Annotated in this window: 15 protein-coding genes; 11 read left to right on the top strand and 4 right to left on the bottom strand. The window is 70.3% G+C overall.

The window, feature by feature from the left end; all coding sequences use genetic code 11:
• The first annotated feature begins 28 nt into the window (after window positions 1-28).
• The gene (locus BMZ47_RS23470) at window positions 29-301 is read left to right on the top strand and encodes a BrnT family toxin (RefSeq protein WP_091864436.1); all 273 of its coding nucleotides are present in this window, start codon (window positions 29-31) and stop codon (window positions 299-301) included.
• Window positions 261-581, top strand: coding sequence for a BrnA antitoxin family protein (locus BMZ47_RS23465; protein ID WP_091864435.1), 321 nt, complete (start codon window positions 261-263; stop codon window positions 579-581). Before BMZ47_RS23470 ends, BMZ47_RS23465 begins: the two co-directional genes overlap by 41 nt.
• A gap of 66 nt (window positions 582-647) precedes the next feature.
• Here the strand turns inward: BMZ47_RS23465 and BMZ47_RS23460 are convergent, their stop codons facing one another.
• The 4 genes from BMZ47_RS23460 to BMZ47_RS23445 form a co-directional block, all read right to left on the bottom strand.
• Entirely contained in the window at window positions 648-1,424 is a 777-nt protein-coding gene (locus BMZ47_RS23460; RefSeq protein WP_091864434.1) for a hypothetical protein, read from the bottom strand.
• An 85-nt stretch (window positions 1,425-1,509) separates the two neighbouring features.
• Window positions 1,510-1,881, bottom strand: a complete 372-nt coding sequence (locus BMZ47_RS23455; protein ID WP_208601096.1) for a DUF3618 domain-containing protein — start codon at window positions 1,879-1,881, stop codon at window positions 1,510-1,512.
• A gap of 5 nt (window positions 1,882-1,886) precedes the next feature.
• The gene (locus BMZ47_RS23450) at window positions 1,887-2,300 is read right to left on the bottom strand and encodes a phage holin family protein (RefSeq protein WP_007562768.1); all 414 of its coding nucleotides are present in this window, start codon (window positions 2,298-2,300) and stop codon (window positions 1,887-1,889) included.
• Window positions 2,301-2,303: 3 nt separating this feature from the next.
• Window positions 2,304-2,825, bottom strand: a complete 522-nt coding sequence (locus BMZ47_RS23445; protein WP_007562770.1) for a hypothetical protein — start codon at window positions 2,823-2,825, stop codon at window positions 2,304-2,306.
• 490 nt (window positions 2,826-3,315) lie between these two features.
• Between BMZ47_RS23445 and BMZ47_RS23440 the strand changes: the two genes are divergently transcribed.
• The 9 genes from BMZ47_RS23440 to glgB all read left to right on the top strand — a co-directional run bounded on the left by BMZ47_RS23440 (window position 3,316) and on the right by glgB (window position 24,235).
• A complete protein-coding gene (locus BMZ47_RS23440) occupies window positions 3,316-4,737 on the top strand; it encodes an alpha,alpha-trehalose-phosphate synthase (UDP-forming) (protein WP_007562772.1) in 1,422 nt (473 codons plus the stop codon).
• Window positions 4,738-4,959: 222 nt separating this feature from the next.
• On the top strand, window positions 4,960-7,080 hold the full coding sequence (glgX, locus tag BMZ47_RS23435) for a glycogen debranching protein GlgX (RefSeq protein ID WP_091864432.1): 2,121 nt from the start codon (window positions 4,960-4,962) through the stop codon (window positions 7,078-7,080).
• A gap of 111 nt (window positions 7,081-7,191) precedes the next feature.
• Window positions 7,192-7,491, top strand: coding sequence for a hypothetical protein (locus tag BMZ47_RS23430; RefSeq protein WP_007558731.1), 300 nt, complete (start codon window positions 7,192-7,194; stop codon window positions 7,489-7,491).
• Between the two features lie 3 nt (window positions 7,492-7,494).
• On the top strand, window positions 7,495-8,055 hold the full coding sequence (locus BMZ47_RS23425) for a type II toxin-antitoxin system VapC family toxin (RefSeq protein WP_091864431.1): 561 nt from the start codon (window positions 7,495-7,497) through the stop codon (window positions 8,053-8,055).
• Between the two features lie 173 nt (window positions 8,056-8,228).
• The gene (treZ, locus tag BMZ47_RS23420; RefSeq protein WP_091864465.1) at window positions 8,229-10,034 is read left to right on the top strand and encodes a malto-oligosyltrehalose trehalohydrolase; all 1,806 of its coding nucleotides are present in this window, start codon (window positions 8,229-8,231) and stop codon (window positions 10,032-10,034) included.
• Entirely contained in the window at window positions 10,031-14,950 is a 4,920-nt protein-coding gene (locus BMZ47_RS23415) for a malto-oligosyltrehalose synthase (RefSeq protein WP_091864430.1), read from the top strand. The genes treZ and BMZ47_RS23415 overlap by 4 nt, the downstream gene beginning before the upstream one ends.
• A 192-nt stretch (window positions 14,951-15,142) precedes the next feature.
• Entirely contained in the window at window positions 15,143-18,529 is a 3,387-nt protein-coding gene (locus BMZ47_RS23410) for a maltotransferase domain-containing protein (protein ID WP_091864429.1), read from the top strand.
• A 145-nt stretch (window positions 18,530-18,674) separates the two neighbouring features.
• A complete protein-coding gene (treS, locus tag BMZ47_RS23405; protein ID WP_091864428.1) occupies window positions 18,675-21,953 on the top strand; it encodes a maltose alpha-D-glucosyltransferase in 3,279 nt (1,092 codons plus the stop codon).
• Entirely contained in the window at window positions 21,950-24,235 is a 2,286-nt protein-coding gene (glgB, locus tag BMZ47_RS23400; protein ID WP_091864427.1) for a 1,4-alpha-glucan branching protein GlgB, read from the top strand. Before treS ends, glgB begins: the two co-directional genes overlap by 4 nt.
• Window positions 24,236-24,242 lie beyond the last annotated feature (7 nt).

Raw genomic sequence — 24,242 nt, 5'->3', positions numbered from 1 at the left:
TCCGCGTTCGTGGTGCTACGCCTGAGGCGTGGCGATCACCTATGATTCCGCGAAGCGCGACAGGACGCTCGATCAACGCGGTCTCGATTTTGAGGCCGCGGAACAGGTCTTCGCCGGCCCGCGCGTAACCTTCCTGGATGAGCGGCACGATTATGGCGAGGATCGTCTGGTCACGGTCGGTTTCCTCGCCGGACGAATGGTCGTGATCTGCTGGACACCGCGCGGAGACGATCGGCACGTGTTCTCGATGAGGAAGGCCAATGCCCGGGAGCAGAAGAAATACGCCTCGCTCGTCCACTGAGGGGATTGGCGCCACCGACCTCGCCAAGGTCGACGCTCACACGATCACCGCCGAAGAGTATGAGGAAATCCCGGAACTGACCGACGCGATGATGGCGCGCGCTGTTCCTGGGGATGGCGTGGCCTTGCTCAAGCGCGGTCCGGGTCGCCCGAAGGCCGATCAGCCGAAACGGCAGATCACGCTGCGCCTCGATGCGGACGTGATCGAGGCCATGCGCGCCAGCGGGCCGGGCTGGCAGGTCCGGGCGAACGAAGCTTTGAAGAACCGGTTCAAGCGATAAAAAAGGCCGGAGACGACATCGCGTCTCCGGCCCTCAGATCGACGTGGCGGCGGTCTTCGCCGGTGGTCAGAGGTTGTGCGCAGCCCGCTCGTTCGCCGGCGGCGTGTGGCCATCGGAATCCGCGGCCTTGCGGACCGCCGCGTTGAGGTTGTCCGGGTCGAGGGCGGTCTGGACGAACTCGCGGCCCATATTGGTCACCTCCCGGGCGTAGCGCAGGCCCTGGTCGCGGACCTCGTCGGCCCAGGGGCCGATGTTGCGGTCCTCCTGGCGGGTGCGCGGCAGCAGCGCGCCGAGCAGCAGGCCGGCGGCGACGCCGACGACGCCCACCAGCAGCGGGTTGTCGTCCACGAAGCGCTCGACCGTGCTGCGGCCGCGCTGAAGCCCGTCGATCCCCTGGGTGGTGATGTCGTCGAGCGCCCGCAGGTTGCGCTTGTGCAGGGCGGCGGCGCGCTCCCGGGCCTCGTCATAGGCCGAGGCGGCGCGGGCGCGGGCCTGATCGGCGGCGCTGCCGAGGCGGTTGCCGATATCGTCGGCCAGGTCCGAGACGGTCTGGCGGGCCTGCCCGGCGAGGTCGGCGGCGCGATCGGCGGCCTCCTGGGCCCCCTCCTTGGCGGATGCGGCCGCATCGATCGGGCGCGTCGCGGCACCGGGCGGGAGCGGGTCGTGCAGGCCGCGCGGGTCGGGGCGGAGGGTGAAGTCGCCGGCCGCCTCGCCGGGGGCCGAACGCGGATCGCCGTGCCCGGCCGGATCCGGCCGCAGGCTGGTATCACCGGTGCCAGTGGGCATGCCGGCCTGGGCGGCGAGCTGCTCGGGGAGGCTGGAGGGGGTCGGCTTGTCGGTCATGGCGGGGTCCTCGGATGTCCGTCTCGGCGACGCGGGGAGCGTCGCGCCTCCCGGCCGTCGGGCCGGGCTCGAATCGTCTTGCGCGTCAGATCTCGGTCTTCTCGAGGGGATCGCGGACGGGGCGCGCCGTCGGCAGATCGGGATCGTAGCCACGGGCCGTGCCGGTGTTCAGCGTGGCCACGCGCTCGGCCGAGACCTGGGTGCGGCGGCGCTCGGCATCCCGGGCCATCCGGTTGAACAACAGCCCCACCCCGGCGGCGATCAGCAGGACCGGCACGGGATTGCGGCGCACCGCTTCCAGGGCGCCATCATAGACGCCGCTCAGCGCGGGCGTGCGCCGGGCATTGCCCAGCATCTCGTCCACGATGTTCGGGACGGAGAGCTTGCCCTGGATCTGGTCGATCGTCTCGTCGAGCCGTGCGCGGCTCGCCTCGATTTCCTTCTCGAGGTCGGTCATCGAACTCATCCGGATACGCGCTCCGACAGGGCCTGGGCATCCTGGCGAACTTGGCGCGTCGTGCGCGTCGGCGCCAGGGTGGAGAGGGACAGGACGCTGCGTGCCCACAGAGCCATACCCACGGCGATGACCAGTAGCACGCCGCCGACGATCAGGGCCGAGAGCCATTCGGAGCCCACGATAGTGGCGAGCCACTTCACGAGGGCGCCGATCAGGACGAGCAGGGCGACCACGGCGAACACGGCCGAGCCGACCATGCAGGCTAAGCCGACGATGAGCTGGCGGACATTGCCCGCCATCTCGGCGCGAAACAGCGCGATCTCCTTGCGGGCGAGCTCGTTAGTCTCGCGCAGGGCATCGCCGATCAGGCTCTGGATGCTCGAGGCGCCGGGTTGGCGCGGATCAGGACCCTGGGCCATCGGTCAGGCCCGGAAGCTGTCGCGGGCGTCGCCGTCGGGCGCTTCCGGCGGCAGGCTCGACGACTTGATGAACCGGGCGGCGATCAGGCCGGCCACGAAGGTGCCGACCGCCACCGCCACCGGGGCGCGGCGGGCGAAGGCCTCGGCCTCGCCGTAGAAGTCGCCGAGGCTGCGCCGCTCGATCGAGGAGCCGAGCTGCTCGAGCCCGTCGGCGGCGCTGTCGAAGAAGGCGCGCACGTTCGGCTTGTCGCCGAGGTCGCGGCCGGAATTGCGGATCGTCTGCGCCAGCTCGTGGACCGATTGGGCGGCGTCGCTCTTGCGCCGCTCGACGTAATCCTGGGCCTGGAGACGCGCCGCGTCGATCAGCCCGCGGCCGCGCTCGGCCGCCTCGTCGGCCAGGCCCTCGACATCGCCCTGGAGGGCACGCCACTGGGCGCGCTCGCCGGCGGTCTCGCCGGGCCGGTCATGCGCCGGATCCTTCAGCGGGTCCTTGGGCGCATCCTGCGGGAACTCGTTGCCGGCCATCTCGAAAACACTCCTCGCGGCGCAGGGACGGCGTCGCTCGCGGCGACCGCGGCCCCCGCGATGGCTGAGTAACCGACTGGGCTGTCACCGGTTCCAGCGCGGCGTGCGGTCCGGCGGGCGGCGTCGGCGCGACGGGTCCACGCGGCGCGTCGGCCCTCGCTCAGCCGGCGTTCAGGCAGGATCCGGCAGAACCGTCACGCTTGCATGACGGCTTCCCTTCGGTGGCCCTTCGACACATCCCGGGCCTCGCCGCGAAGAGCCTTCAAGGGCTGGCCGCGCGAGGCCCGAACCGCGCCGCGAGCATCGGACAGGGCGGCGATCCTGTCCGGTGCGGCGGGGTGCTCGACTTGACCCGCGCCCGGCTTCACGCTTGGGTTGCCCTGACAAAGGATCGCGCAGGGTCTCCGCGCGTTCTGCTACTGAGAAGTCCCGATGCAGGCGCGGCGAGGTCCTCGACTCGAGCCGCGCCCCTGATCCGGAGCCGACCCGCGTGGCACGCCTTGTGATCGTATCGAACCGCGTCGCCATCCCCGAGGATGGCGGGAAGGCGGTTGCGGCGGGCGGCCTCGCCGTCGCCGTGAAGGAGGCGTTCACCGCCTATGAGGGGCTGTGGTTCGGCTGGAGCGGCAACATCACGGAGGAGCCCTCCGAGGAGCCGACCCTGATCGACCGGGGCCGGGTCCAGTACGCCGTGGTCGACCTCTCGCCGCAGGACCACCTGGAATATTACGCCGGCTTTGCGAATCGGGCCCTGTGGCCGATCATGCATTACCGGCTGGGCCTCGGCGCCTTCTCGCGCTCGGATTACGCCGGCTACAGCCGGGTCAACCGGACCTTCGCCCGGGCGCTGGCCAAGCTGGTCGAGCCCGACGACATCATCTGGGTGCACGATTACCACCTGCTGCCGCTCGCCGCCGAGCTGCGCGGCCTCGGGCTCGACAACCCGATCGGCTATTTCCACCACATCCCCTGGCCGGCCGCCGACGTGTTCAACTCGCTGCCGGCGAGCGGCGAGCTCCTGCGCGCCATCGTCGATTACGACCTGATCGGCCTGCAGACCGAGGCCGACGTCCAGAACCTCCAGCGCAACCTGGTCGACACCCAGCGGGCGATCCCGCTCGGCGGCGGCTCGCTGATGGTCGACGGGCGCCGCACCCGGATCCGCGCCTTCCCGATCGGCATCGATGTCGCCGGCTTCAAGGAGGCCGCCGAGAAGGCCAATTCCAACAAGGTGGTGCGCGAGACCATCGCGGGCCTGCGCACCCGCAAGCTGCTGATCGGCGTCGACCGGCTCGACTATTCCAAGGGCGTGTCCGAGCGGATGGAGGCGGTGGAGAGCTTCTTCGCCTCCAATCCCGACCAGCGCGGCAACGTCACCTACATCCAGATCACCCCGAAATCGCGCAGCGAGGTTCCGGAATACGAGCAGCTCGCCCGGGACGTGAACGAGAAGGTCGGCGAGATCAACGGCGCGCTGGGCGACCCGGCCTGGACGCCGATCCAGTACATCACCAAGGCCTATCCGCGCCCGGTCCTGGCCGGCCTCTACCGGGCGGCCCGGGTCGGGCTGGTGACGCCGATGCGCGACGGCATGAACCTCGTCGCCAAGGAGTACGTGGTCGCGCAGAGCGAGGACGATCCCGGCGTGCTGGTCCTGTCGAAATTCGCCGGCGCGGCCCGGCAGATGCCCGAGGCGCTGCTGATCAATCCCTACGACCGGTTCGAGGTCGCCGAGGCGATCCGCTCCGCCCTGTACATGCCCAAGGCCGAGCGCGTCGCCCGCTGGCGGCCGATGGTCGAGCGCATGACCCGGGAGGACGTCGATTGGTGGGCCCGCAACTTCCTGTCGGAGCTGGAGAATTTCCGCACGATGGAGCGCGAGCCCCCGACCACCGCGGCGGCCGCCGAGTAGCCGAATCGTTCTCGCTGACGCCGACGATGGCGATACCGCTTTGAGGCGCCATCGCTCTGGCTGGCCAAGCCGCGCCCCCTCTCCCGTGCGGGAGAGGGGACCCGAGCCTCATCCCGTCGATGACGTTGTTCCGAGAGCCTTGCCGCACGCCCTGACGGCCGACCTCGCCCGCCGGCGCCGGCACGCGCCTCGGTCCATGTCCCAAAAACCCGGACTCTGCCCATGATCGCCGTCGATGACGGGGTGCCGGCGCCGCTCGGCGCGCATTTCGACGGGCGTGGGGTGAACTTCGCCCTGTTCTCCGAGCACGCCACCGCGGTGGATATCTGCCTGTTCGAGCCGGGGGAGCGGCACGAGACCCGCACGGTCCGGCTGCCCTGCCGCACCGACGACGTCTGGCACGGCTACCTGCGCGGGGTGCTGCCGGGCCAACTCTACGGCTATCGGGTGCACGGGCCCTGGGATCCGGCGAACGGCCACCGGTTCAACCCCTCGAAGCTGGTGCTCGACCCCTATGCAAGGGAGATCCGCGGCCGGATCCGCTGGCACGACGCGCTCTACGGCCACCGCCGAGGCCGGGAGGACCGGCGAGATGACAGGATCGACCGGCGCGACAGCGCGGTCTACATGCCCAAGGGCGTGGTCACCGCCCCCGAAGTGCCCGACCTTGCGCTGGCCCCCGTGCGGCGGCCGCTCACCGAGACGGTCATCTACGAGGCCCACGTCAAGGCGCTGACCCGCACCCATCCCGACATCCCGGAAGCGGAGCGCGGCACCTATGCGGCGCTCGCTCACCCGGCGATCATCGCGCACTTGGTCAAGCTCGGGGTCACCGCCCTGGAGCTGCTGCCGATCCAGGCCTTCGCGGATGACCGCTTCCTGGTCGAGAAGGGGCTCGTTAACTTCTGGGGCTATCAGCCCCTGAACTACTTCGCTCCGGATCCGCGCTACCGCGGGGAGGGCGCCCCGGGCGGCCTCAAGGCGGCGATCCGCGAGCTGAACGCCGCCGGGATCGAGACCTGGCTCGACGTGGTCTACAACCACACCGCCGAGGGCGACCACAGCGGCCCGACCCTGTCGTTCCGCGGCATCGACAATGCGAGCTACTACAAGCTCGACGCCGCGGACCGGCGCCGCACGATCGATTGCACCGGCTGCGGCAACACCTTCGACGTGAGCCACCCGCGGGTGATGCAGCTGGTGCTGGATTCGCTGCGCCACTGGGTCACCGCCTACGGCATCGCGGGCTTCCGGTTCGACCTCGCCTCAAGCCTCGGGCGCTCGCCCCTGGCCTTCACCCCGCAGGCGGCCTTCTTCCAGGCGGTGGCCCAGGATCCGGTGCTCGCGCGGGTCAAGATGGTGGCCGAGCCCTGGGACATCGGGGAGGGCGGCTACCAGCTCGGCGGCTATCCGCGCGGCTGGAGCGAGTGGAACGACAAGTTCCGCGACGCCGCCCGGGGTTTCTGGAAGGGCGATTCCGGCACCCTGGCGAAGCTGACCCAGGGGCTGACCGGCTCGCGCGAGGTCTTCGCCCCGTCCCGGCGCTCGCCGCTGGCCAGCATCAACTTCATCGCCAGCCACGACGGCTACACCCTGGCCGACACGGTGGCCTACGAGCAGAAGCACAACGAGGCCAACGGCGAGGACAACCGCGACGGCCACGGCCACAATGTCAGCTGCAATTACGGCGTCGAGGGCGACACCGACGACCCGGCGATCCTCGCCCTGCGCGCTCGCCAGAAGCGCAACATGCTGGCCAGCGTGATGCTGGCCCAAGGCGTGCCGATGCTGCTGATGGGCGACGAGCGCTCGCGCAGCCAGGGCGGCAACAACAACGCCTATTGCCAGGACAATCCGACGAGCTGGATGGACTGGACCAGCGACCCGGATCCGAGCCTCGCCACGTTCGTGGCCAATCTCCTGGCCCTGCGCCGGGCGCAGCAGGCCCTGCGGCGGCGCAGCTTCTTCACCGGCGCCCCGGTCGCCCCGGACGCCCCTTTGCGGGACGTGCACTGGCTCGCCCCCGAAGGCACCGAGATGGAGAACCGCCATTGGGCCGATGACGGCCTCCAGGTGTTCGGCATGCAGATCGGCAACGACGGGGCGGGCGACCGCCTGCTGCTCCTGTTCAATGCCAGGGTGGAGGCCCTCGGTTTCCGTCTCGCCCCAGTGATCGGCGGCCCCTGGCTGCCGGTCTTCGACACGGGCGAGCCTACCGGCACGGTCCCGCCGGGCGCCCCGTCCTACGGGCCGGACGACACAGTGCCGCTGCCTGGCCGCTCGGTGCTGGTGCTCACCGCGGCGGGCGTTGGGGCGCGGGGCGGGTGGGTGCCGGCGGGCTGAGAACAGGCTCAATGCGAGTCGGTCAAAGCCGGATGAGATGATTGCGCGTGGAGGTCCGGCCCACTACGTTGCCGGATCATACGATTTGTTGAACATCGTCGGAGCATCGCCATGGCTGGGGATCGTTCGCAGCCGAGGCAGGCCTCAGGGATTGAGACATCCCTTGCCCCTTCCGTCACCGCCGTCATGGCCCGCGCGCAGGAAAGCGGCCTGACCCGGGGCAAGGCCAGCCGGATCTCCGGACGCGTCGCGCCGGAATTGATCGAACGCGCCAAGGCCCGGACGGGGCTTCACTCTGACACCGCGCTGATCGAGTTCGCGCTCGCCAACATCGCCATCGAGGATGGCTTCGCGGACGTATTCCGCACGCTGCGGGCATCGGTTGACCCGGAACTCGACCTGAGCTTCTAGCGCGTGGTCTTCACCTTCAAGGCCGCGGAACGGCTGCGTCGGCAGGGACCAAAGACGGCATTGCAGCGCCGGGACGATGCCGCTTTGCCCTTTCTTGAGGGGCAGGCGCATGCGGGCCGTCCGCTTTTGCTCGATACGTGCGTCTACATCGACCAGATGCAGGGGAGGGCATCGCCTCTGGTCGAAGACCTCCTCGACATCCGGATCGTGAACCACAGCACCGTCGCCATCCAGGAGTTGATGCACACAGTGGGGGTCCTCGATCCCAAGGACCCTCGCAGCGCCCAGGCCGTCGCGGCGATTGGAACCGCGATCGACGCGATGCCGGCGCACCGGATCTTCACCCCTGACGCGGAGACCCTAGGAAGCGCCGCCGTCTATGCGGGCATGCTCTGCCGGATCCAGGGCTATGCAAAGGACGACCGCATGGGCGCACTTCATGATTGTGTCCTGTTCCTGCAGGCGTTCAAGCTCGGCTTCTGCGTGCTGACGCGCAATCTGCGGGACTTCGATGCTCTGCTGCAGATTCGCCCCGACGGCCAAGTCCTGTTCTATCAGACGTGATCCGGTCGGCGATCGCCCCGCCCCCGCGCCATTTTTCGCACGCTTGCCGTCTCATCACGCCGCCATAGCTGCGCTGCGGGAACCGGATCGTGCCCGGGGCCTTCTCCCACGACAATGATCCCTGCCGCGCTTGCCCTTCGGTGCGCACGGCCAACGACGAGGACCGTGGCCCGATGCGGCGCGCCCACAGCATGGATTTCGGAGCCGAGATGGTGGGGGGCGGCGTGCGCTTCGCCCTCTGGGCGCCGACCGCACAGAGCGTCGAACTCGTCGTCGACGGCATCGACCACCCGTTGCCTGAGTCGGGCGGCGGCTGGCGGCGCACCGCCCTGCCCGGGGTGAAGCCGGGAGCCCGCTACGGCTTCCGGATCGACGGCGACCTGGTCGTGCCGGACCCGGCCTCGCGCTTCCAGCCGGACGACGTCTCGGGCCTCAGCGAGGTGGTCGATCCGCGCGCCTTCGCGTGGTCGGACGAGGCCTGGACCGGGCGCCCGTTCGAGGAGGCGGTGATCTACGAGTGCCATGTCGGCACCGCGACCCCGGAGGGCACCTATGCCGGCCTGCAGGCGCGCCTGCCCGACCTCAAGGCGCTCGGCGTCACGGCGATCGAGCTGCTGCCGCTCGCCGACTTCAAGGGCTCGCGCAACTGGGGCTATGACGGGGTCCTGCCCTACGCCCCGGACGGCGCCTATGGCCGCCCGGACGACCTCAAGCGCCTGATCGACGCCGCCCACGGGCTCGGGCTGATGGTCTATCTCGACGCGGTCTACAACCATTTCGGCCCGGCCGGGAATTACCTCCACGCCTACGCCAAGACCTTCTTCACCGAGCGTCACCAGACGCCGTGGGGCGCGGGCATCAATTTCGACGGCAAGGAGAGCGGCGCCACCGTGCGGCAGTTCTTCATCCAGAACACCCTGTACTGGCTGGAGGAATACCATTTCGACGGCCTGCGCTTCGACGCCGTCCACGCGATCCTCGACGATTCGCCCCGCCACTTCCTGGCCGAGCTCGGCGAGACGGTCCGGCGGCGATTCCCGGACCGCGAGATCCACCTGATGCTGGAGAACGAGGCCAACCAGGCCCGCTGGCTCGAGCGCGACGCCGCCGGCAAGCCGAAGATGCACGACGCGCAATGGGCCGACGACCTGCACCATTGCTGGCACGTCCTGCTCACCGGTGAGGACGCCGGCTATTATCAAAGCTTTGCCGACAAACCAGTCGAGCGCCTGGCCCGCTGCCTGGCGGAGGGGTTCGCCTATCAGGGCGAGCCGTTCTCGACGCTCGGCAACCATCCGCGCGGCGAGCCCTCGGCGCATCTGCCGCCCTCGGCCTTCGTGACCTTCCTGCAGAACCACGACCAGGTCGGCAACCGGGCGCTGGGCGAGCGTCTCAATCATCTGGCCGATCCCAGGAAACTCGATCTCGCCCGGGCCGGCTTCCTGCTGGCGCCGCAGATCCCGATGCTCTGGATGGGCGAGGAATGGTCGGCCTCGACGCCGTTCCTGTTCTTCGTCGACTTCGCCCCGGACGAGGAGCTGAACAAGGCGGTGCGTGACGGCCGGCGCCGGGAGTTCAAGAGCTTCGCGGCGTTTGCCGACGACACCTCGAAGATCCCGGATCCGACCGAGCGCGAGACCTTCGAGGCCTCGAAGCTCGACTGGTCCGAGCGGGCGCGCTCGCCGCACCGGGAGGTCCTGGCCGAGACGACGCGCCTGCTCGGGTTGCGCCGGGACGTGGTCGTGCCCCTCGCGAAATCCGGCTCCCTGGGCGCCGCCGCCACCCTGCCGCGGGCCGACGTGGTCGATTGCACCTGGCGGTTCGGCGCCGGCACCCTGCGGTTCATCGCCAATGTCGGGGACGCGCCCTTCGCGCTGGATCCGGGCGGCGCCCGGGTGGTCTGGACCAACGCCCCCGATACGACCGGACGGGACCTGCCGTCCTGGACAGGTCTGTTCCTGACGGAGCCCCGCTCGTGAGCCCCCTGGAAAAACTCGCCGACCTCGTCGGCGTCTCCGCCGGCTATACCGACGCCTTCGGCCAGCCCGTCGAGACCTCCCTGGAGGTGCGGCGCGGCCTGCTCGCGGCCCTCGGTTTCGCGGTGGAGGACGAGGCCGGCGTGGCCGAGAGCCTCGCCCAGGTCGAGGCTCTGCGCTGCGGCCTGGTCCCGCCGCTCCTGCCCGTGGAGGCGCGGCGCGGCGCCCGGGTGCCGGTCCGCGTCCAGGACGGCGCCCCGCACACCCTGGTCTGGCGGCTCGTGGACGAGCGCGGCGCGGCCCGCGAGGGCCGGGCCAACCTGCAGGGGGCCGAGCCGGGCCAAGGTGCAGGTTTCGAGTTGCCGCCGCTGACCCCGGGCTACCACCGCCTGACCGTCCAGGCCGGCCGGATCCGGGCCGAATCCTGGGTGATCGCCGCGCCCCAGCGCTGCTGGCGCCCGCGGCCCTACACGGAGGAGGGCGCCTCCGACTGGGGCATGGCCGCCCAGCTCTACGGCCTGCGCTCGGCCACCAATATCGGCATCGGCACCTACGCGGATGCCGGGGAGGCCGCCCGCGAGGCGGCCCTGCGCGGGGCGGCCTTTCTGGGCTTGAGCCCGGTCCACGCCCTGTTCGGCTCCGACCGGACCAAGATCTCGCCCTACTCGCCGTCCTCGCGGCTGTTCCTCGAGACCCTGTTCATCGCGCCGCGCAGCCTGCCGGGGCTCGCCGGCTCCCGGGCCGAGGCGCTGCTCGCCGAGCGCGCCGACGCGATCACGGCCCTGCGCGAGGCCGCCCTCGTCGATCACCAGGGCGTGGCCGACGTGCTCGACCCGGTGCTGCGCGCCCTCTGGCTGGAATCCCCGGCCCGGGCCGGCACCGACGCCGAGTTCGAGCGCTTCCGCCAGGAGGGCGGCCCGGATCTCGCCGCGCATGCGGTGTTCGAGGCGCTCTCCGAGCATTTCCGGCAGCAGGGCGCCCATTGGCTCGGCGACTGGCCCGAGGAATACCGCCGCGCCGGCACCGACGCGGTCGTGGCCTTCGCGGCCGAGAAGGCCGAGGCGGTGGGCTACCACGCCTGGCTGCAATACCTCGCCGACCGCCAGCTCGCCGCGGCCTCGGCGGCGGCTCTGGGCGCCGGCATGCGGGTCGGGCTCTACCGCGACCTCGCGGTGGGCGCCGACCGGGGCGGCTCCGAGATCTGGTCGCATCCCGAGCGCTTCGCCGACCGGGTCTCGATCGGCGCGCCCCCGGACCTGCTCGCTCCCAAGGGCCAGAACTGGGGCCTGCCGGCCTTCGACCCGCTGGAGATGGAGCGGGACGGCCTCGCGGCCTTCCGGGCCCTGGTCCAGGCCAACATGCGCCATGCCGGCGCGATCCGGATCGACCACGCCTTCCAGCTCGCCCGGCTGTTCCTGATCCCGCTGGGGGCCGGCGCCCATGCCGGCGCCTACGTGATGATGCCGTTCGAGCCGATGCTGGCGGTGCTGCGGCTGGAGAGCCACCGCAACAAGTGCCTGGTCATCGCCGAGGATCTCGGCACTGCGCCCGAGGGCTTCTCCGACGCCCTGATGCGGGCGGGCGTGCTGAGCTACCGGATCCTGGCTTTCGAGCGGGAAGCGGACGGACGGTTCAAGGCTCCCTCCGCCTATCCGCGCGACGCGCTCACCGCCATCACCACCCACGATTTGCCGACCTTCGTCGGCTGGTGGCGCGGGGTCGACACCGACACCCGCCAATCGCTGGGCCTCTACGATCACGAGCGCGCCGAGGCCGAGCGCAACGAGCGCGTGGTCGAGCGTCGCCGCCTCACCGAGGCGCTGGCCGCCGAGCAGCTCCTGCCTTCGGCCGAGCCGCCCGAGGCCGCGCCGTTCGAGGCGGCCGCCCGCTACCTCGCCCGCGCCCCCTCGATGCTGACCGCCGTGCAGTACGAGGACGTGGTCTCCGAGCTCGCCCAGGCCAACGTGCCGGGCTCGACCGAGGGCTACCCGAACTGGCGGCGCAAGCTCGACCGGGACCTCGTCGACATCGCCGCCCCCGGCGGACCGCTGGCCAAGCTGGCGGCCTCGCTCTCGGCCGAGTCGCGGGGGCCGCGCTCAGGCTCCGCCCGGCTGGCGGCGCCGCCGCCGCAATCGACCTACCGGCTGCAGTTCCACAAGGACTTCACCTTCGCGGACGCGGAGCGGATCGTCCCGTATCTCAAGAAGCTCGGGATCAGCCACGTCTACGCCTCGCCGCTCCAGAAGGCGCGGCCCGGCTCGACCCACGGCTACGACATCGTCGATCACGGCGCGATCAACCCGGAGCTCGGCGGCGAGAAGGGCTTCGTCCGGCTCTCCGAGACCCTGCACGGGCACGGGCTGAAGCTGCTGCTGGACATCGTGCCCAACCACATGGGCGTCGGCGGCTCCGACAACCCGTGGTGGCTCTCGGTGCTCGAATGGGGCTCGCTGTCGCCCTTCGCGGACGCCTTCGACATCGACTGGCAGCGTCTCGGCGCCGGCCGCAACCTGGTGATCCCGTTCCTGGGCGACCGCTACGGCGAGGCCCTGGAGAAGGGCACGCTCGAGCTGAAGTTCGACCCCGAGGCCGGCGCCTTCAGCGTCTGGCACTACGAGCACCAGCTGCCGATCCGGCCCCTGAGCTACCCGACCATCCTCAACCGGGTGATCGCCGCGATCGGGGCCGTGGACGACGACACCACCGCGGAGCTGCTCGCCATCTCCGAGCGGCTGCGGGCCATGTCGATCGACACCGACGAGACCCGCCGCCAGAGCTTCCCCGAGGAGGCCGAGGGGCTCAAGCGCCGGCTCGCCGAGATCTACGGCGTGTCGCCGCTCATCCAGGAGGCGACGGCCAGCACCCTGGCGCTGCTCAACGGCTTCAAGGGCCGCCCGGACAGCTTCGGGCCGCTGCACCGGCTGCTGGAGGCCCAGGCCTACCGGCTGGCCCATTGGCGGGTGGCCTCGAGCGACATCAACTACCGCCGCTTCTTCGACGTGAACTCGCTTGCGGGCCTGCGCGTGGAGCTATCCGACATCTTCCACCGCTCGCACGAGACCGTGTTCCGGCATATCCGCGAGGGCCGGATCGACGGCTTGCGCATCGACCATATCGACGGGCTGGCCGACCCCCTGGGCTACGCGCGCGCGCTGCAGGCGGCGGTCGGGCCGGGCTTCTACGTCGTCGTCGAAAAGATCCTGGAGCCCGGCGAGCGGCTGCGGCCCTGGCCGGTGGCCGGGACCACGGGCTACGACGTGCTCAACCAGCTCGACGGCATCCTGGTGGACAAGGAGCGTCAGGGGAAGGTCCGGCGTCTCTACGAATGGGCCTCGGGAGTTGACGAGCCCTACGGGTTCCAGCTGCGCGCCGCCAAGGCCGAGATCCTGGAGATCAGCTTCGCCAGCGAGCTCGAGGTGCTGACCTCGGACCTCAAGGAGGTGGCCGATGCCGACCGGCGCACCCGCGACTTCACCGTCAACGCGCTGCGCCGGGCCTTGATCGAGATCATCGCCCGCTTCCCGACCTATCGCAGCTACCTGCCGCCGGAGCTGGAGGAGGGCGAGGTCGAGCCGGAGGACGTGCGGCTGATCGAGGGCGCGGTCGCCAAGGCCAAGCGCTGGTCGGGCCTGCCCGACCGCTCGGTGCACGATTTCGCCGCCGACGTGCTGCTCGGGCGGATCGAGACCACCGGGGCGGGGCGCCCGGACCCGCGGGTGGTCCTGCGCTTCCGCCGCCGGTTCCAGCAGCTCACCGGCCCGGTCATGGCCAAGAGCCTCGAGGACACGCTGTTCTACCGGTATGCCTGCCTGCTCGGCCTCAACGAGGTCGGCGGCGATCCGGGCGAGTACGGCATCGACGCGGAGCATTTCCACGACCTGCAGATCGCCCGCGCCCGGGACTGGCCGAACGCCATGATCACCACGGCGACCCACGACACCAAGCGCGGCGAGGATGCCCGGACCCGGCTGCTCGCGCTCTCCGAGATCCCGGAGGGCTGGGCCGGCGCCTGGGACCAGTGGCAGCGGACCGCCGGGCCGCATCTCGCCCGGATCGACGGCGAGCCGGCCCCCGACGCCAACGACCAGTGGATGTTCTTCCAGGCGATCCTCGGCGCCTGGCCGCTGGAGCTGCTGGAGCAGGACGAGACGGCCGCGATCGAGGATTTCCGCGATCGGCTGATCGCCTACGGCGAGAAGGCCATGCGCGAGGGCAAGCGCCGCTCGAGCTGGGTCAATGTCGACGAGGTCTACGAGGGCGCGACGAAGAAGCTGTTCTCGGCGCTGATCGCCCCGGGCTCGGACTTCCTGCGCGAGTTGCGCCCCTTCGCCCGGCGGCTCGCCCATCTCGGCATGCTCGCGGGGCTCGGCCGGACGGTCCTGAAATGCACCCTGCCGGGCCTGCCCGACACCTACCAGGGCACGGAGATCTGGGACTTCTCGTTCGTCGATCCCGACAACCGCCGCCCGGTGGATTACCCGGCCCTCGAGCGGATGCTCGAACGGGGCGGCGCGCCGGCCGAGCTGCTGGCGCACTGGCCGGACGGGCGGGTCAAGCAGGCGACCCTGGCGCGGCTGCTCGCCGAGCGGGCCGAGCGCCCGGGCTTCTACGCCAGCGCGGCCTACGAGCCGGTGGAGGCGAGGGGCGCGCGGGCGGCCCACGTGATCGCTTACCGGCGGACCGATCCCGGCGAGGAGGGCGGCGACCTGTTCGTGGCGGTGCCGCGGCTGTTCGCCGGCATCGTCGGCGAGGCAACCTGGTCGGGCGAGGCCTTCGCCGGTACCCGGGTCGATCTCGGGGCGGGCACAAGCTGGCGCGACATCGTCTCGGGCCGCACCGTCGAGGGCACCGGGGAGGGCGTCGATCTCGGCGACCTCCTGCGCGACCTGCCCTACGTGGTCCTGCGGCGCGCGTCCTAGGGCGCGGCCGACGCGGCGCTGTCACGCCGCGTCGGCTAGAAGACGGGCCGCCGCCGGAACGGAGGCGGGTCCGAGCGATTGTGCGGAGCGGTGCGGGCCGTTCCGCCGCCTCGACCGGTGCCGGCCTGCAGCCGCAGGCACGCGCCTGCGGTTCGGGCGTTACGAGACATGGATTGGGAGCCAGAGGCCAGCATGAACGCACCGACCACCGCCGCCGCCGCGACGACCGGAGCCGAAGCCGTCCTGCCGGCCTCCCTGGCGCCCCGCGCCGAGGGACCGCGGATCTACAACCTGTTCCCCCTCCTGGTCGGGCGCGTCTCGGACTGGACGGCCGAGCTGCCCCGGATCGCGAGCCTCGGCTTCGACTGGATCTACCTGAACCCGTTCCACCAGACCGGCGGCTCGAAGAGCCTCTACGCGGTGGCCGATCCCGAGCGGCTCGACGAGCGGTTCCGGGACCAGGACGGCACGCCGGACGACGAGCAGATCCGCCGGTTCTGCGCCGCCGCCAAGGCCGCCGGCCTGTCGGTGATGACCGACCTCGTGATCAACCACACCGCCGACAATGCCCGGCTGGCCGTCGAGCGGCCCGACCTGTTCATGAAGGAGCCCGACGGCTCGATCATGCATCCGGCCGCTGTGGATCCGGATGATCCCTCGATCCGCACGGTCTGGGGCGATCTTGCCGAGCTCGACTATCACACCCCCGCCGCCCGGGACGAGCTGACCCGGATCTGGGGCGCCTACGTGGCCCGGCTCCAGGCGCTCGGCGTGGCGGGCTTCCGGTGCGACGCCGCCTACAAGGTCCCGCCGGAGACTTGGCGCGTCCTGATCGGGGAGGCCAAGGGCCGCGATCCCGCCTGCCTGTTCGCCGCCGAGACCCTGGGCTGCACCTTCGAGGAGGCGAAGGCCACCGCCGGCGCCGGCTTCGACTACCTGTTCAACTCCTTCGCCTGGTGGGACCTGAAGAAGCCCTGGGCGCTGGAGCAGTACGAGCGCCTCCGGGTGCTGGCACCCTCGATCGCCTTCCCGGAAAACCACGACATGAAGCGGCTGGCCGCCGAAATCAGCGGCGGCCCCGAGGCGGTGGCGCGGCACCTGCGCAACCGCTACGCGCTGGCCGCCTTCTTCTCGGCCGGCGTGCTGATGCCGATCGGCTACGAATGGGGCTACCGGCGGGCGCTGCACGTGGTCGAGACCACCCCGCGCGACCGCGAGAACGACACCGGCATCGACATCTCCGCCTCGATCCGGGCGATCAATGCCCTGCGGGCCGAGTTGCCGGCCGCCAATGTCGAGGGTGCGCAGCTGCGCATCTCGGCCCCCGACAGCGACCTCGTGGCGCTCGCCCGCTTCGACACCGGCCATCCGGCCTCGGCGCGGCACGCGCTGATCGTGCTCTACAACCCGTCGGACAAGCCGGTGCCGGTGGATGCCGGCACGCTCATCGCCCGGACCGGCGGGATGCTCGGCGCCTTCGTCGACCGGACCCCCGAGGCCGAGCCGATCGCCTTCCATCCCGGCAGCGCCATCGACCTGCTGCCGGGCGAGTTGCGCGTCCTGAGTGCGAGCGCCGCCCAGGTCGCCCAGCTGCCCGAGCGCGGCGCGCCGGACGGCGAGGGGAGGGTGGTGATCGAGGCCGTGAGCCCGGAGATCGACGGCGGCCGCTCGGCGGTGAAGCGCATCGTCGGCGAATCCCTGCGGGTCGAGGCCGACATCTTCTCCGACGGCCACGAGGTGCTCGACGCCGCGATCCTGTCGCGGGTCGCCGGCACCGAGGCGTGGCGCGAGGACCCGATGGTCTTCGTCGACAACGACCGCTGGGCCGGGCAATTCCCCCTGGAGCGCAACGCCCGCTACGAGTTCACCCTGATCGCCTGGCGCGACCCGTTCTCCTCCTGGGTGCGGGACACCCTGAAGAAGCGCGCCGCCGGCGTCGACATCCGCCTGGAGACGATCGAGGGCGTCACCCTGGTCGAGACCGCGGCGTCCCTCGCCCGCAGCCGCGCCGCCGGGCGCGACGCGGAACGGCTGGCCGCCCTGGTCGCCGCTCTGGCCGCGGAGGAGACCGGCTCGGCCGCCCAGCTCGAGCGGATCCTCCAGCCCGAGGCCGCGAGCCTCGTGCGCCGGAACGCCGAGCGGGTGAATCTCAGCCGCTATCCGGTGGTGCTGCCGGTGATCGCCGACCGCCTCGCGGCCCGGTTCTCCGCCTGGTACGAGATCTTCCCGCGCTCCCAGTCGATGGACGTGAACCGCCACGGCACCTTCGACGACGTGATCAGGCGCCTGCCGGAGATCCGCGAGCTCGGCTTCGACGTGCTCTACTTCACGCCGATCCACCCGGTGGGCCGGACCAACCGCAAGGGCAAGAACAACACCCTCAAGGCCGAGCCCGGGGATGTCGGCTCGGTCTACGCGGTCGGCGCGGAGGAGGGCGGCCACGAGGCCGTGCATCCCGAGCTCGGGACGCTGGAGGATTTCGAGCGCCTGGTGGCGGCGAGCCACGCCTACGGCATGGAGATCGCCCTCGACTTCGCGATCCAGTGCTCGCCGGACCATCCCTGGATCAAGAACCACCCGGAATGGTTCGAGTGGCGCCCCGACGGGACGCTCCGCTTCGCCGAGAACCCGCCGAAGAAGTACGAGGACATCTCGAACGTTCATTTCTACGGGGGCGCCCTGCCCTCGCTCTGGATCGAGCTGCGCGACATCCTGCTCGGCTGGTGCGCAAGGGGCGTGCGCATCTTCCGGGTCGATAACCCGCACACCAAGCCGATCCCGTTCTGGGAATGGGTGATCGCCGAGGTCAACGGCCGCTATCCCGACGCGCTGTTCCTGGCCGAGGCCTTCACCCGGCCGAAGATGATGAAGAAGCTCGCCAAGGCCGGCTACCAGCAGAGCTACACCTACTTCACCTGGCGCAACACCAAGCAGGAGCTGACCGAGTACGCCCTGGAGCTGGCCGGCGAGATGGGCGAGTACTACCGCCCGAATTTCTTCGCGAATACCCCCGACATCAACCCGTATTTCCTCCAGACCAGCGGGCGTGCGGGCTTCGTCATTCGCGGCACGCTCGCCGCCACCCTCTCGTCGGTCTACGGCATCTACAACGGCTTCGAGCTGTGCGAGGCGGCCCCCTACCCGGGCAAGGAGGAGTATCTCAACTCCGAGAAATACGAGCTGAAGGCCTGGGACTACGACCGGCCCGGCAACATCCGCGAGCACATCGTCAAGCTGAACACGATCCGCCGCGAGAACCCCGCCCTCTGGGACTTCCGCAACGTCGTCTTCACCGGCGCCTCCAACGACCAGATCATCGCCTACGCCAAGGCGACGCCGGAGCGCGACAATTGCGTGTTCACCATGGTCAACCTCGATCCCAAGAACCGCCAGGAATGCACCTACGAGGTGCCGCTCTGGCTGTTCGGCCTGCCGGATGACGGCGCCGTGGAGGTGGAGGACCTGCTCCAGGGCTACACGTTCGAGCTGCGGGGCCGGTCCCACCGCATCGCGCTCGATCCGGCCGAGCGATCCTGCATCATCTGGCGTCTTCGGGCGCCGCGGCGGGTTGCGGGCTGAGCCCACCCATGGCACCTGACCATGCGTCTGATCCCGACGACGGGCCCGCCCGTCGCCGACCATTGCGCCGCGCGGCCGACCGCCCGCGCCCCGGCCGGTCCCGACCGCCGGTCCCAGTAAATTCGACCGATGAGGCAGCGACGCGATGATCGATCGCAGCGACCCGCAATGGTACCGTGACGCCATCATCTACCAGATCCACGTCAAGTCGTTCTTCGACTCGAACGACGACGGGATCGGCGATTTCGAAGGGCTGACCCGGCGGCTCGATTACGTCCGCGACCTCGGGGTCACGGCGATCTGGCTGATGCCGTTCTATCCCTCGCCCCTGCGCGACGACGGCTACGACATCGCCGATTACGAGGGCATCAACCCGTCCTACGGGACCATGGAGGACTTCAAGGCCTTCGTGGAGGCGGCGCACGAGCGCGGCCTGCGGGTGATCACCGAGCTCGTGATCAACCACACCAGCGACCAGCATCCCTGGTTCCAGGCGGCCCGCGAGGCGCCCCCCGGCTCGCCCGAGCGCGACTTCTACGTCTGGTCGGATACCGACGAGCCGTACAAGGACACGCGGATCATCTTCCTCGACACCGAGGCCTCGAACTGGACCTGGGATCCGGTCGCCAAGCAGTATTTCTGGCACCGGTTCTACAGCCACCAGCCGGACCTGAACTTCGACAACCCGAAGGTGCTGGAAGCGGTCATCGCGACGATGCGCTACTGGCTCGACATGGGCGTCGACGGCCTGCGGCTCGACGCGATCCCCTATCTGATCGAGCGCGACGGCACGAACTGCGAGAACCTCCGGGAGACCCACGACGTCATCAAGGCGATCCGGGCGGCGCTCGACGCCAGCTATCCCGACCGGATGCTGCTGGCCGAGGCCAACCAGTGGCCCGAGGAGACCGCGCAGTATTTCGGCGACGGCGACGAATGCCACATGGCGTTCCACTTCCCGCTGATGCCGCGGATGTACATGGCGATCGCCCGGGAGGACCGGCACCCGATCACCGACATCATGCGCCAGACCCCGGAGATCCCCGAGGGCTGCCAATGGGCGATCTTCCTGCGCAACCACGACGAGCTGACCCTCGAGATGGTGACGGCTGAAGAGCGCGACTATCTCTGGTCGTTCTACGCCGCCGAGCGGCGCGCCCGGATCAATCTCGGCATCCGCCGCCGCCTCGCGCCGCTGCTCGAGAACGACCGGCGCAAGATCGAGCTGATGAAGTCCCTCGTCCTGTCGATGCCCGGCACGCCGGTGCTGTATTACGGCGACGAGATCGGCATGGGCGACAACATCTATCTCGGCGACCGCGACGGCGTGCGCACGCCGATGCAATGGACCCCGGACCGCAACGGCGGCTTCTCCCGGGCGAACCCGCAGCGGCTGTTCCTGCCGGCGATCCAGGACCCGATCTACGGCTTCGACGCGATCAACGTCGAGGCGCAGACCCAGTCGCAGACCAGCCTGCTGAACTGGACCCGGCGGATGATCGCGATCCGCAACAACAGCGTCGCGCTCGGGCGCGGCACGATCCAGTTCCTGTATCCCTCGAACCGCAAGGTCCTGGCCTGGATCCGCGAGCACGAGGACGAGCGGATCCTGTGCGTCGCCAACCTGTCGCGGGCGCCGCAGGCGGTGCAGCTCGACCTGTCGGAGCTGCGCACCGCGGTGCCGATCGAGCTGACCGGCGGCACCGAGTTCCCGCCGATCGGCGACCTGCCCTACCTGCTGACCCTGCCGTCCTACGGCTTCTACTGGTTCTCCTTAAGCGCAGCCCGCTCGGGCGCGATCGGCCCGCAGCAGGAGCAGCCCGAGCTGTTCACCCTGGTGCTGACCGGCGGCATCGAGAGCCTGATGTCGGGCCGCGAGCGCGTCGCCTTCGAGCGCACCGTGGTGCCGCCGTTCCTGTCGAGCCGGCGCTGGTTCGGCGCCAAGGGCTCGCGGATCCGGTCCGTGAAGGTGATCGACTGCGCCGCCCTCAAGGACGGGGACGGCAGCGCGCGCTTCCTGCTGCCGCGGCTGCAGGTGCAGCTCGCCAACGGCGAGAGCCACGAATACTTCATGCCCGTGGGCGTGGAGGAGGGCCGGGAGGACGAGACGCTCCTGCCCTTCGCGGTGGCGCGGGTGCGCCGCGGCCCGCGGACCGGGCTGCTCTACGGGGCGGCCGGCTCCAACGACTTCGCCGCCTGCCTGATCGAGGACATGCGCCGGGGCACCGAATTGCCCACGGAGAGCGGGCGGCTGGTCTTTTCCACCACCTCGGCCTTCGATGACGGCGTCACGGTCGACACCGCCGACATCCGCCGGCTCTCGGCCGAGCAGAGCAACACCTCGATCGCCATCGGCTCGAAGATGATGCTCAAGCTGCTGCGCCGCCTGCAGCCGGGCACGCATCCCGAGATCGAGGTCGGGCGCTTCCTCACCGAGACCGCGGGCTTCGCCAACACCCCGGCGCTGCTCGGCACCCTGGAGCACGTCGCCGAGGACGGCACGCGGACGGCCCTCGCGGTCCTGCAGAAATTCGTCCTCAACCAGGGCGACGCCTGGACCCTGATGCTCGAGGGCCTGCGCCGGGACTTCGAGACCGTGGTGCTCACCCCCGAGAGCGAGGCCGCCAGCCCCGAGGAGGCGTTCCAGGCCCATGGCCCCTGGGCGGACCTGCTCGGCCGGCGCACCGCCGAGATGCACGCCGCCTTCGCCATGGAGACGGACGACCCGGCCTTCGCGGCCGAGCCCTTCGCCGAGGACGACCTGGCGGTGCTCGCCCGGGATGCGCGCCACCAGGCCGAGCGGGCCTTCCGGGCGCTGAAAGGTCTCGCCGAGCGCGGCCTGGATGCCGGCAAGCCCGCCTGCACGGCGCTGATGCAGCGGCGCGCCGAGGTCGAGGCGCTGATCGAGCAGCTCAGCGCCGAGCCGCCGCGCGGAGCCCACAAGATCCGGATCCACGGCGACTATCACCTCGGTCAGGTGCTGGTCTCCGAGAGCGACCTGATCATCGTCGACTTCGAGGGCGAGCCCTCGCGCCCGGCCGACGAGCGGCGGGCGAAGTCGATGCCGCTGCGCGACGTCGCCGGCCTGATGCGCTCCTTCGCGTACGGGGCCGAGACGGTGGTCCGCGAGATCGCCATCCGGTTCGGTGATTCCGAGGAGCGGGCGCGGGACGCCGCCACCGCGTGGCGCGGCATGATCGAGGCGGCGTTCCTGGCCGGCTACGAGGCGGCCGTGGCGGGGACGCGGGCGGCCGTGACCGACCCGGGCACGCGGGCGCGGCTGCTGCGCCTCTGCCTGCTGACCAAGGCGCTCTACGAAGTCGATTACGAGGCCAACAACCGGCAGGACTGGATCGAAATCCCCGCACGGGGGGTTCTCACCATTCTGGACACGGACGGACACGAGCCCGGGGAAACCGAATGACGGCGATCGACGAGACCTTCGCACCGCGGATCGACCCGGAAGCGGCGAGCGCGCGGAACGCGGATGTCCCGCATTCCGGAGCCACCTCGGCGCCGCCGAGCGTCCATCCGGACGCGATCGCGGCGCTGATGAGCGCCAACCACGGCGACCCGTTCTCGGTGCTCGGCCCCCACCGGGTCGGCCCGGACCTGTGGGAGGTCCGCGCCGTCCTGCCCGAGGCCCGCGCCGCCGCCCTGGTGATGAGCGACCGCACCGTGCCGTTCGAGAAGCGGCATCCGGACGGGTTCTACGTCGCCCGGGTCGAGGGCGAGGGCCGGCCGCTCTACGAGATCGAGGTCGAGTTCTGGGACGGGACCAAGACGCGGCGCTACGACCCCTACGGCTTCGGCTCCTCGATCGAGCAGTATGACGTCGCGACCCTGCGCGAGGTCGGCACCAACCTGGTCTACCGGATGCTCGGCGCCCAGTCGGGCCAGCTCGACGGCATCGACGGCTTCCGCTTCGCCGTGTGGGCGCCCAATGCCCGCAAGGTCAGCGTGGTCGGTGACTTCAACGACTGGGACGGACGGCGCCACCCGATGCGCCTGTGGCAGGATGGCGGGATCTGGGAATTGTTCGTGCCCGGCCTCAAGGCCGGCGTCTGCTACAAGTTCGAGATCCGCGGCCCCGACGGCGCCCTGATCCCGCTCAAGGCCGACCCGGTCGCCTTCGCGGCGCAGCACCCGCCGGAGACCGCCTCGATCACCCACGGCACGGGTGAGTTCGCCTGGCGCGATTCCGGCTGGATGAAGACCCGGGGTGCCAAGGACCCGCGCCACGCCGCGATCTCGATTTACGAGGTCCATCTCGGCTCCTGGGCGCGGGTGCCCGAGGAGGGCAACCGCTACCTCACCTACAAGGAGCTGGGCGAGCGGCTGATCCCCTACGTCAAGGATATGGGCTTCACCCATATCGAGATGCTGCCGATCACCGAGTTCCCGTTCGACGGGTCCTGGGGCTACCAGCCGGTCTCGCTGTTCGCGCCGACCAGCCGCTTCGGCACGCCCGAGGATTTCGCCGCCTTCGTGGACGCCGCCCACGAGGCCGGCATCGGCATCCTGCTCGACTGGGTGCCCGGCCACTTCCCGCTCGACGCCCACGGGCTCGGCCTGTTCGACGGAACGCATCTCTACGAGCACGCCGACCCGCGCCAGGGCTTCCACCAGGATTGGGGCACCTACATCTACAATTTCGGCCGGACCGAGGTCGCGACCTTCCTGGCCGCCAACGCCCGGTTCTGGCTGGAGCACTACCACCTCGACGGCCTGCGGGTGGATGCCGTGGCGTCGATGCTCTACCTCGACTATTCGCGCCGGCAGGGCGAGTGGATCCCGAACCGCTACGGCGGCAACGAGAACCTCGACGCCATCGACTTCCTGCGCAAGACCAACGAGGCGACCTACAGCCACGCCCCGGGCACGATCACGGTGGCCGAGGAATCGACCTCCTGGCCGGGGGTCTCGCACCCGACCTACACGGGCGGCCTCGGCTTCGGCTTCAAGTGGAACATGGGCTGGATGCACGACACGTTGAAATACGTGTCGGAGGATCCGATCCACCGCCGCTACCACCACCACAACCTGACCTTCGGGCTGCTCTACGCCTTCTCGGAGAATTTCATCCTGCCGCTCTCCCATGACGAGGTCGTGCACGGGAAGGGCTCGCTGCTCGGCAAGATGCCGGGCGACCGCTGGCAGAAATTCGCGAACCTGCGCGCCTATTTCGGCTTCATGTGGGGCCATCCCGGCAAGAAGCTGCTGTTCATGGGCGGCGAGTTCGGCCAGGAGCGGGAGTGGAACCACGACAACAGCCTGGACTGGCACCTGCTCGACGATCCCCTGCACAAGGGCGTCAAGGACGTGGTCCGGGACCTCAACCGGCTCTACGTCTCGACCCCGGCCCTCTACGCCCGGGACGTCGAGCATACCGGGTTCCAGTGGCTGGTGGCCGACGACCAGGACAACAGCGTCATCGCCTGGGCCCGCAAGGGCGCCAATCCCGGCGAGGTCGCGATCGTGGTGTCGAACTTCACCCCGATCCCCCGGGAGGGCTACCGGGTCGGCGTGCCGGAGGCGGGCTTCTACCGCGAGGCGTTCAACTCGGACGCGGCGGTCTATGGCGGCTCGAATCTCGGCAACAACGGCGGCCGCCACACCGACGGGGAGGCGAGCCACGGCCAGGCCCAGTCCCTGTCGCTGACCCTGCCGCCGCTGGCCACGATGATCTTCGTGCTGGAGCGATAGGGGCTCG

The organism is Methylobacterium brachiatum (assembly GCF_900113845.1).
Classification (GTDB): domain Bacteria; phylum Pseudomonadota; class Alphaproteobacteria; order Rhizobiales; family Beijerinckiaceae; genus Methylobacterium; species Methylobacterium brachiatum.
This window is presented reverse-complemented; position numbering and strand designations above follow the sequence as displayed.

Excerpts from the sequence above, each read along its gene's own strand:
- BMZ47_RS23430 (WP_007558731.1), top strand. The coding sequence starts at position 7,192 with ATGGCTGGGGATCGTTCGCAGCCGAGGCAGGCCTCAGGGATTGAGACA.
- glgX (WP_091864432.1), top strand. The coding sequence starts at position 4,960 with ATGATCGCCGTCGATGACGGGGTGCCGGCGCCGCTCGGCGCGCATTTC.
- glgB (WP_091864427.1), top strand. The coding sequence starts at position 21,950 with ATGACGGCGATCGACGAGACCTTCGCACCGCGGATCGACCCGGAAGCG.
- BMZ47_RS23445 (WP_007562770.1), bottom strand. The coding sequence starts at position 2,825 with ATGGCCGGCAACGAGTTCCCGCAGGATGCGCCCAAGGACCCGCTGAAG.
- BMZ47_RS23450 (WP_007562768.1), bottom strand. The coding sequence starts at position 2,300 with ATGGCCCAGGGTCCTGATCCGCGCCAACCCGGCGCCTCGAGCATCCAG.
- BMZ47_RS23465 (WP_091864435.1), top strand. The coding sequence starts at position 261 with ATGCCCGGGAGCAGAAGAAATACGCCTCGCTCGTCCACTGAGGGGATT.
- treS (WP_091864428.1), top strand. The coding sequence starts at position 18,675 with ATGATCGATCGCAGCGACCCGCAATGGTACCGTGACGCCATCATCTAC.
- BMZ47_RS23410 (WP_091864429.1), top strand. The coding sequence starts at position 15,143 with ATGAACGCACCGACCACCGCCGCCGCCGCGACGACCGGAGCCGAAGCC.
- BMZ47_RS23460 (WP_091864434.1), bottom strand. The coding sequence starts at position 1,424 with ATGACCGACAAGCCGACCCCCTCCAGCCTCCCCGAGCAGCTCGCCGCC.
- treZ (WP_091864465.1), top strand. The coding sequence starts at position 8,229 with ATGCGGCGCGCCCACAGCATGGATTTCGGAGCCGAGATGGTGGGGGGC.
- BMZ47_RS23455 (WP_208601096.1), bottom strand. The coding sequence starts at position 1,881 with ATGACCGACCTCGAGAAGGAAATCGAGGCGAGCCGCGCACGGCTCGAC.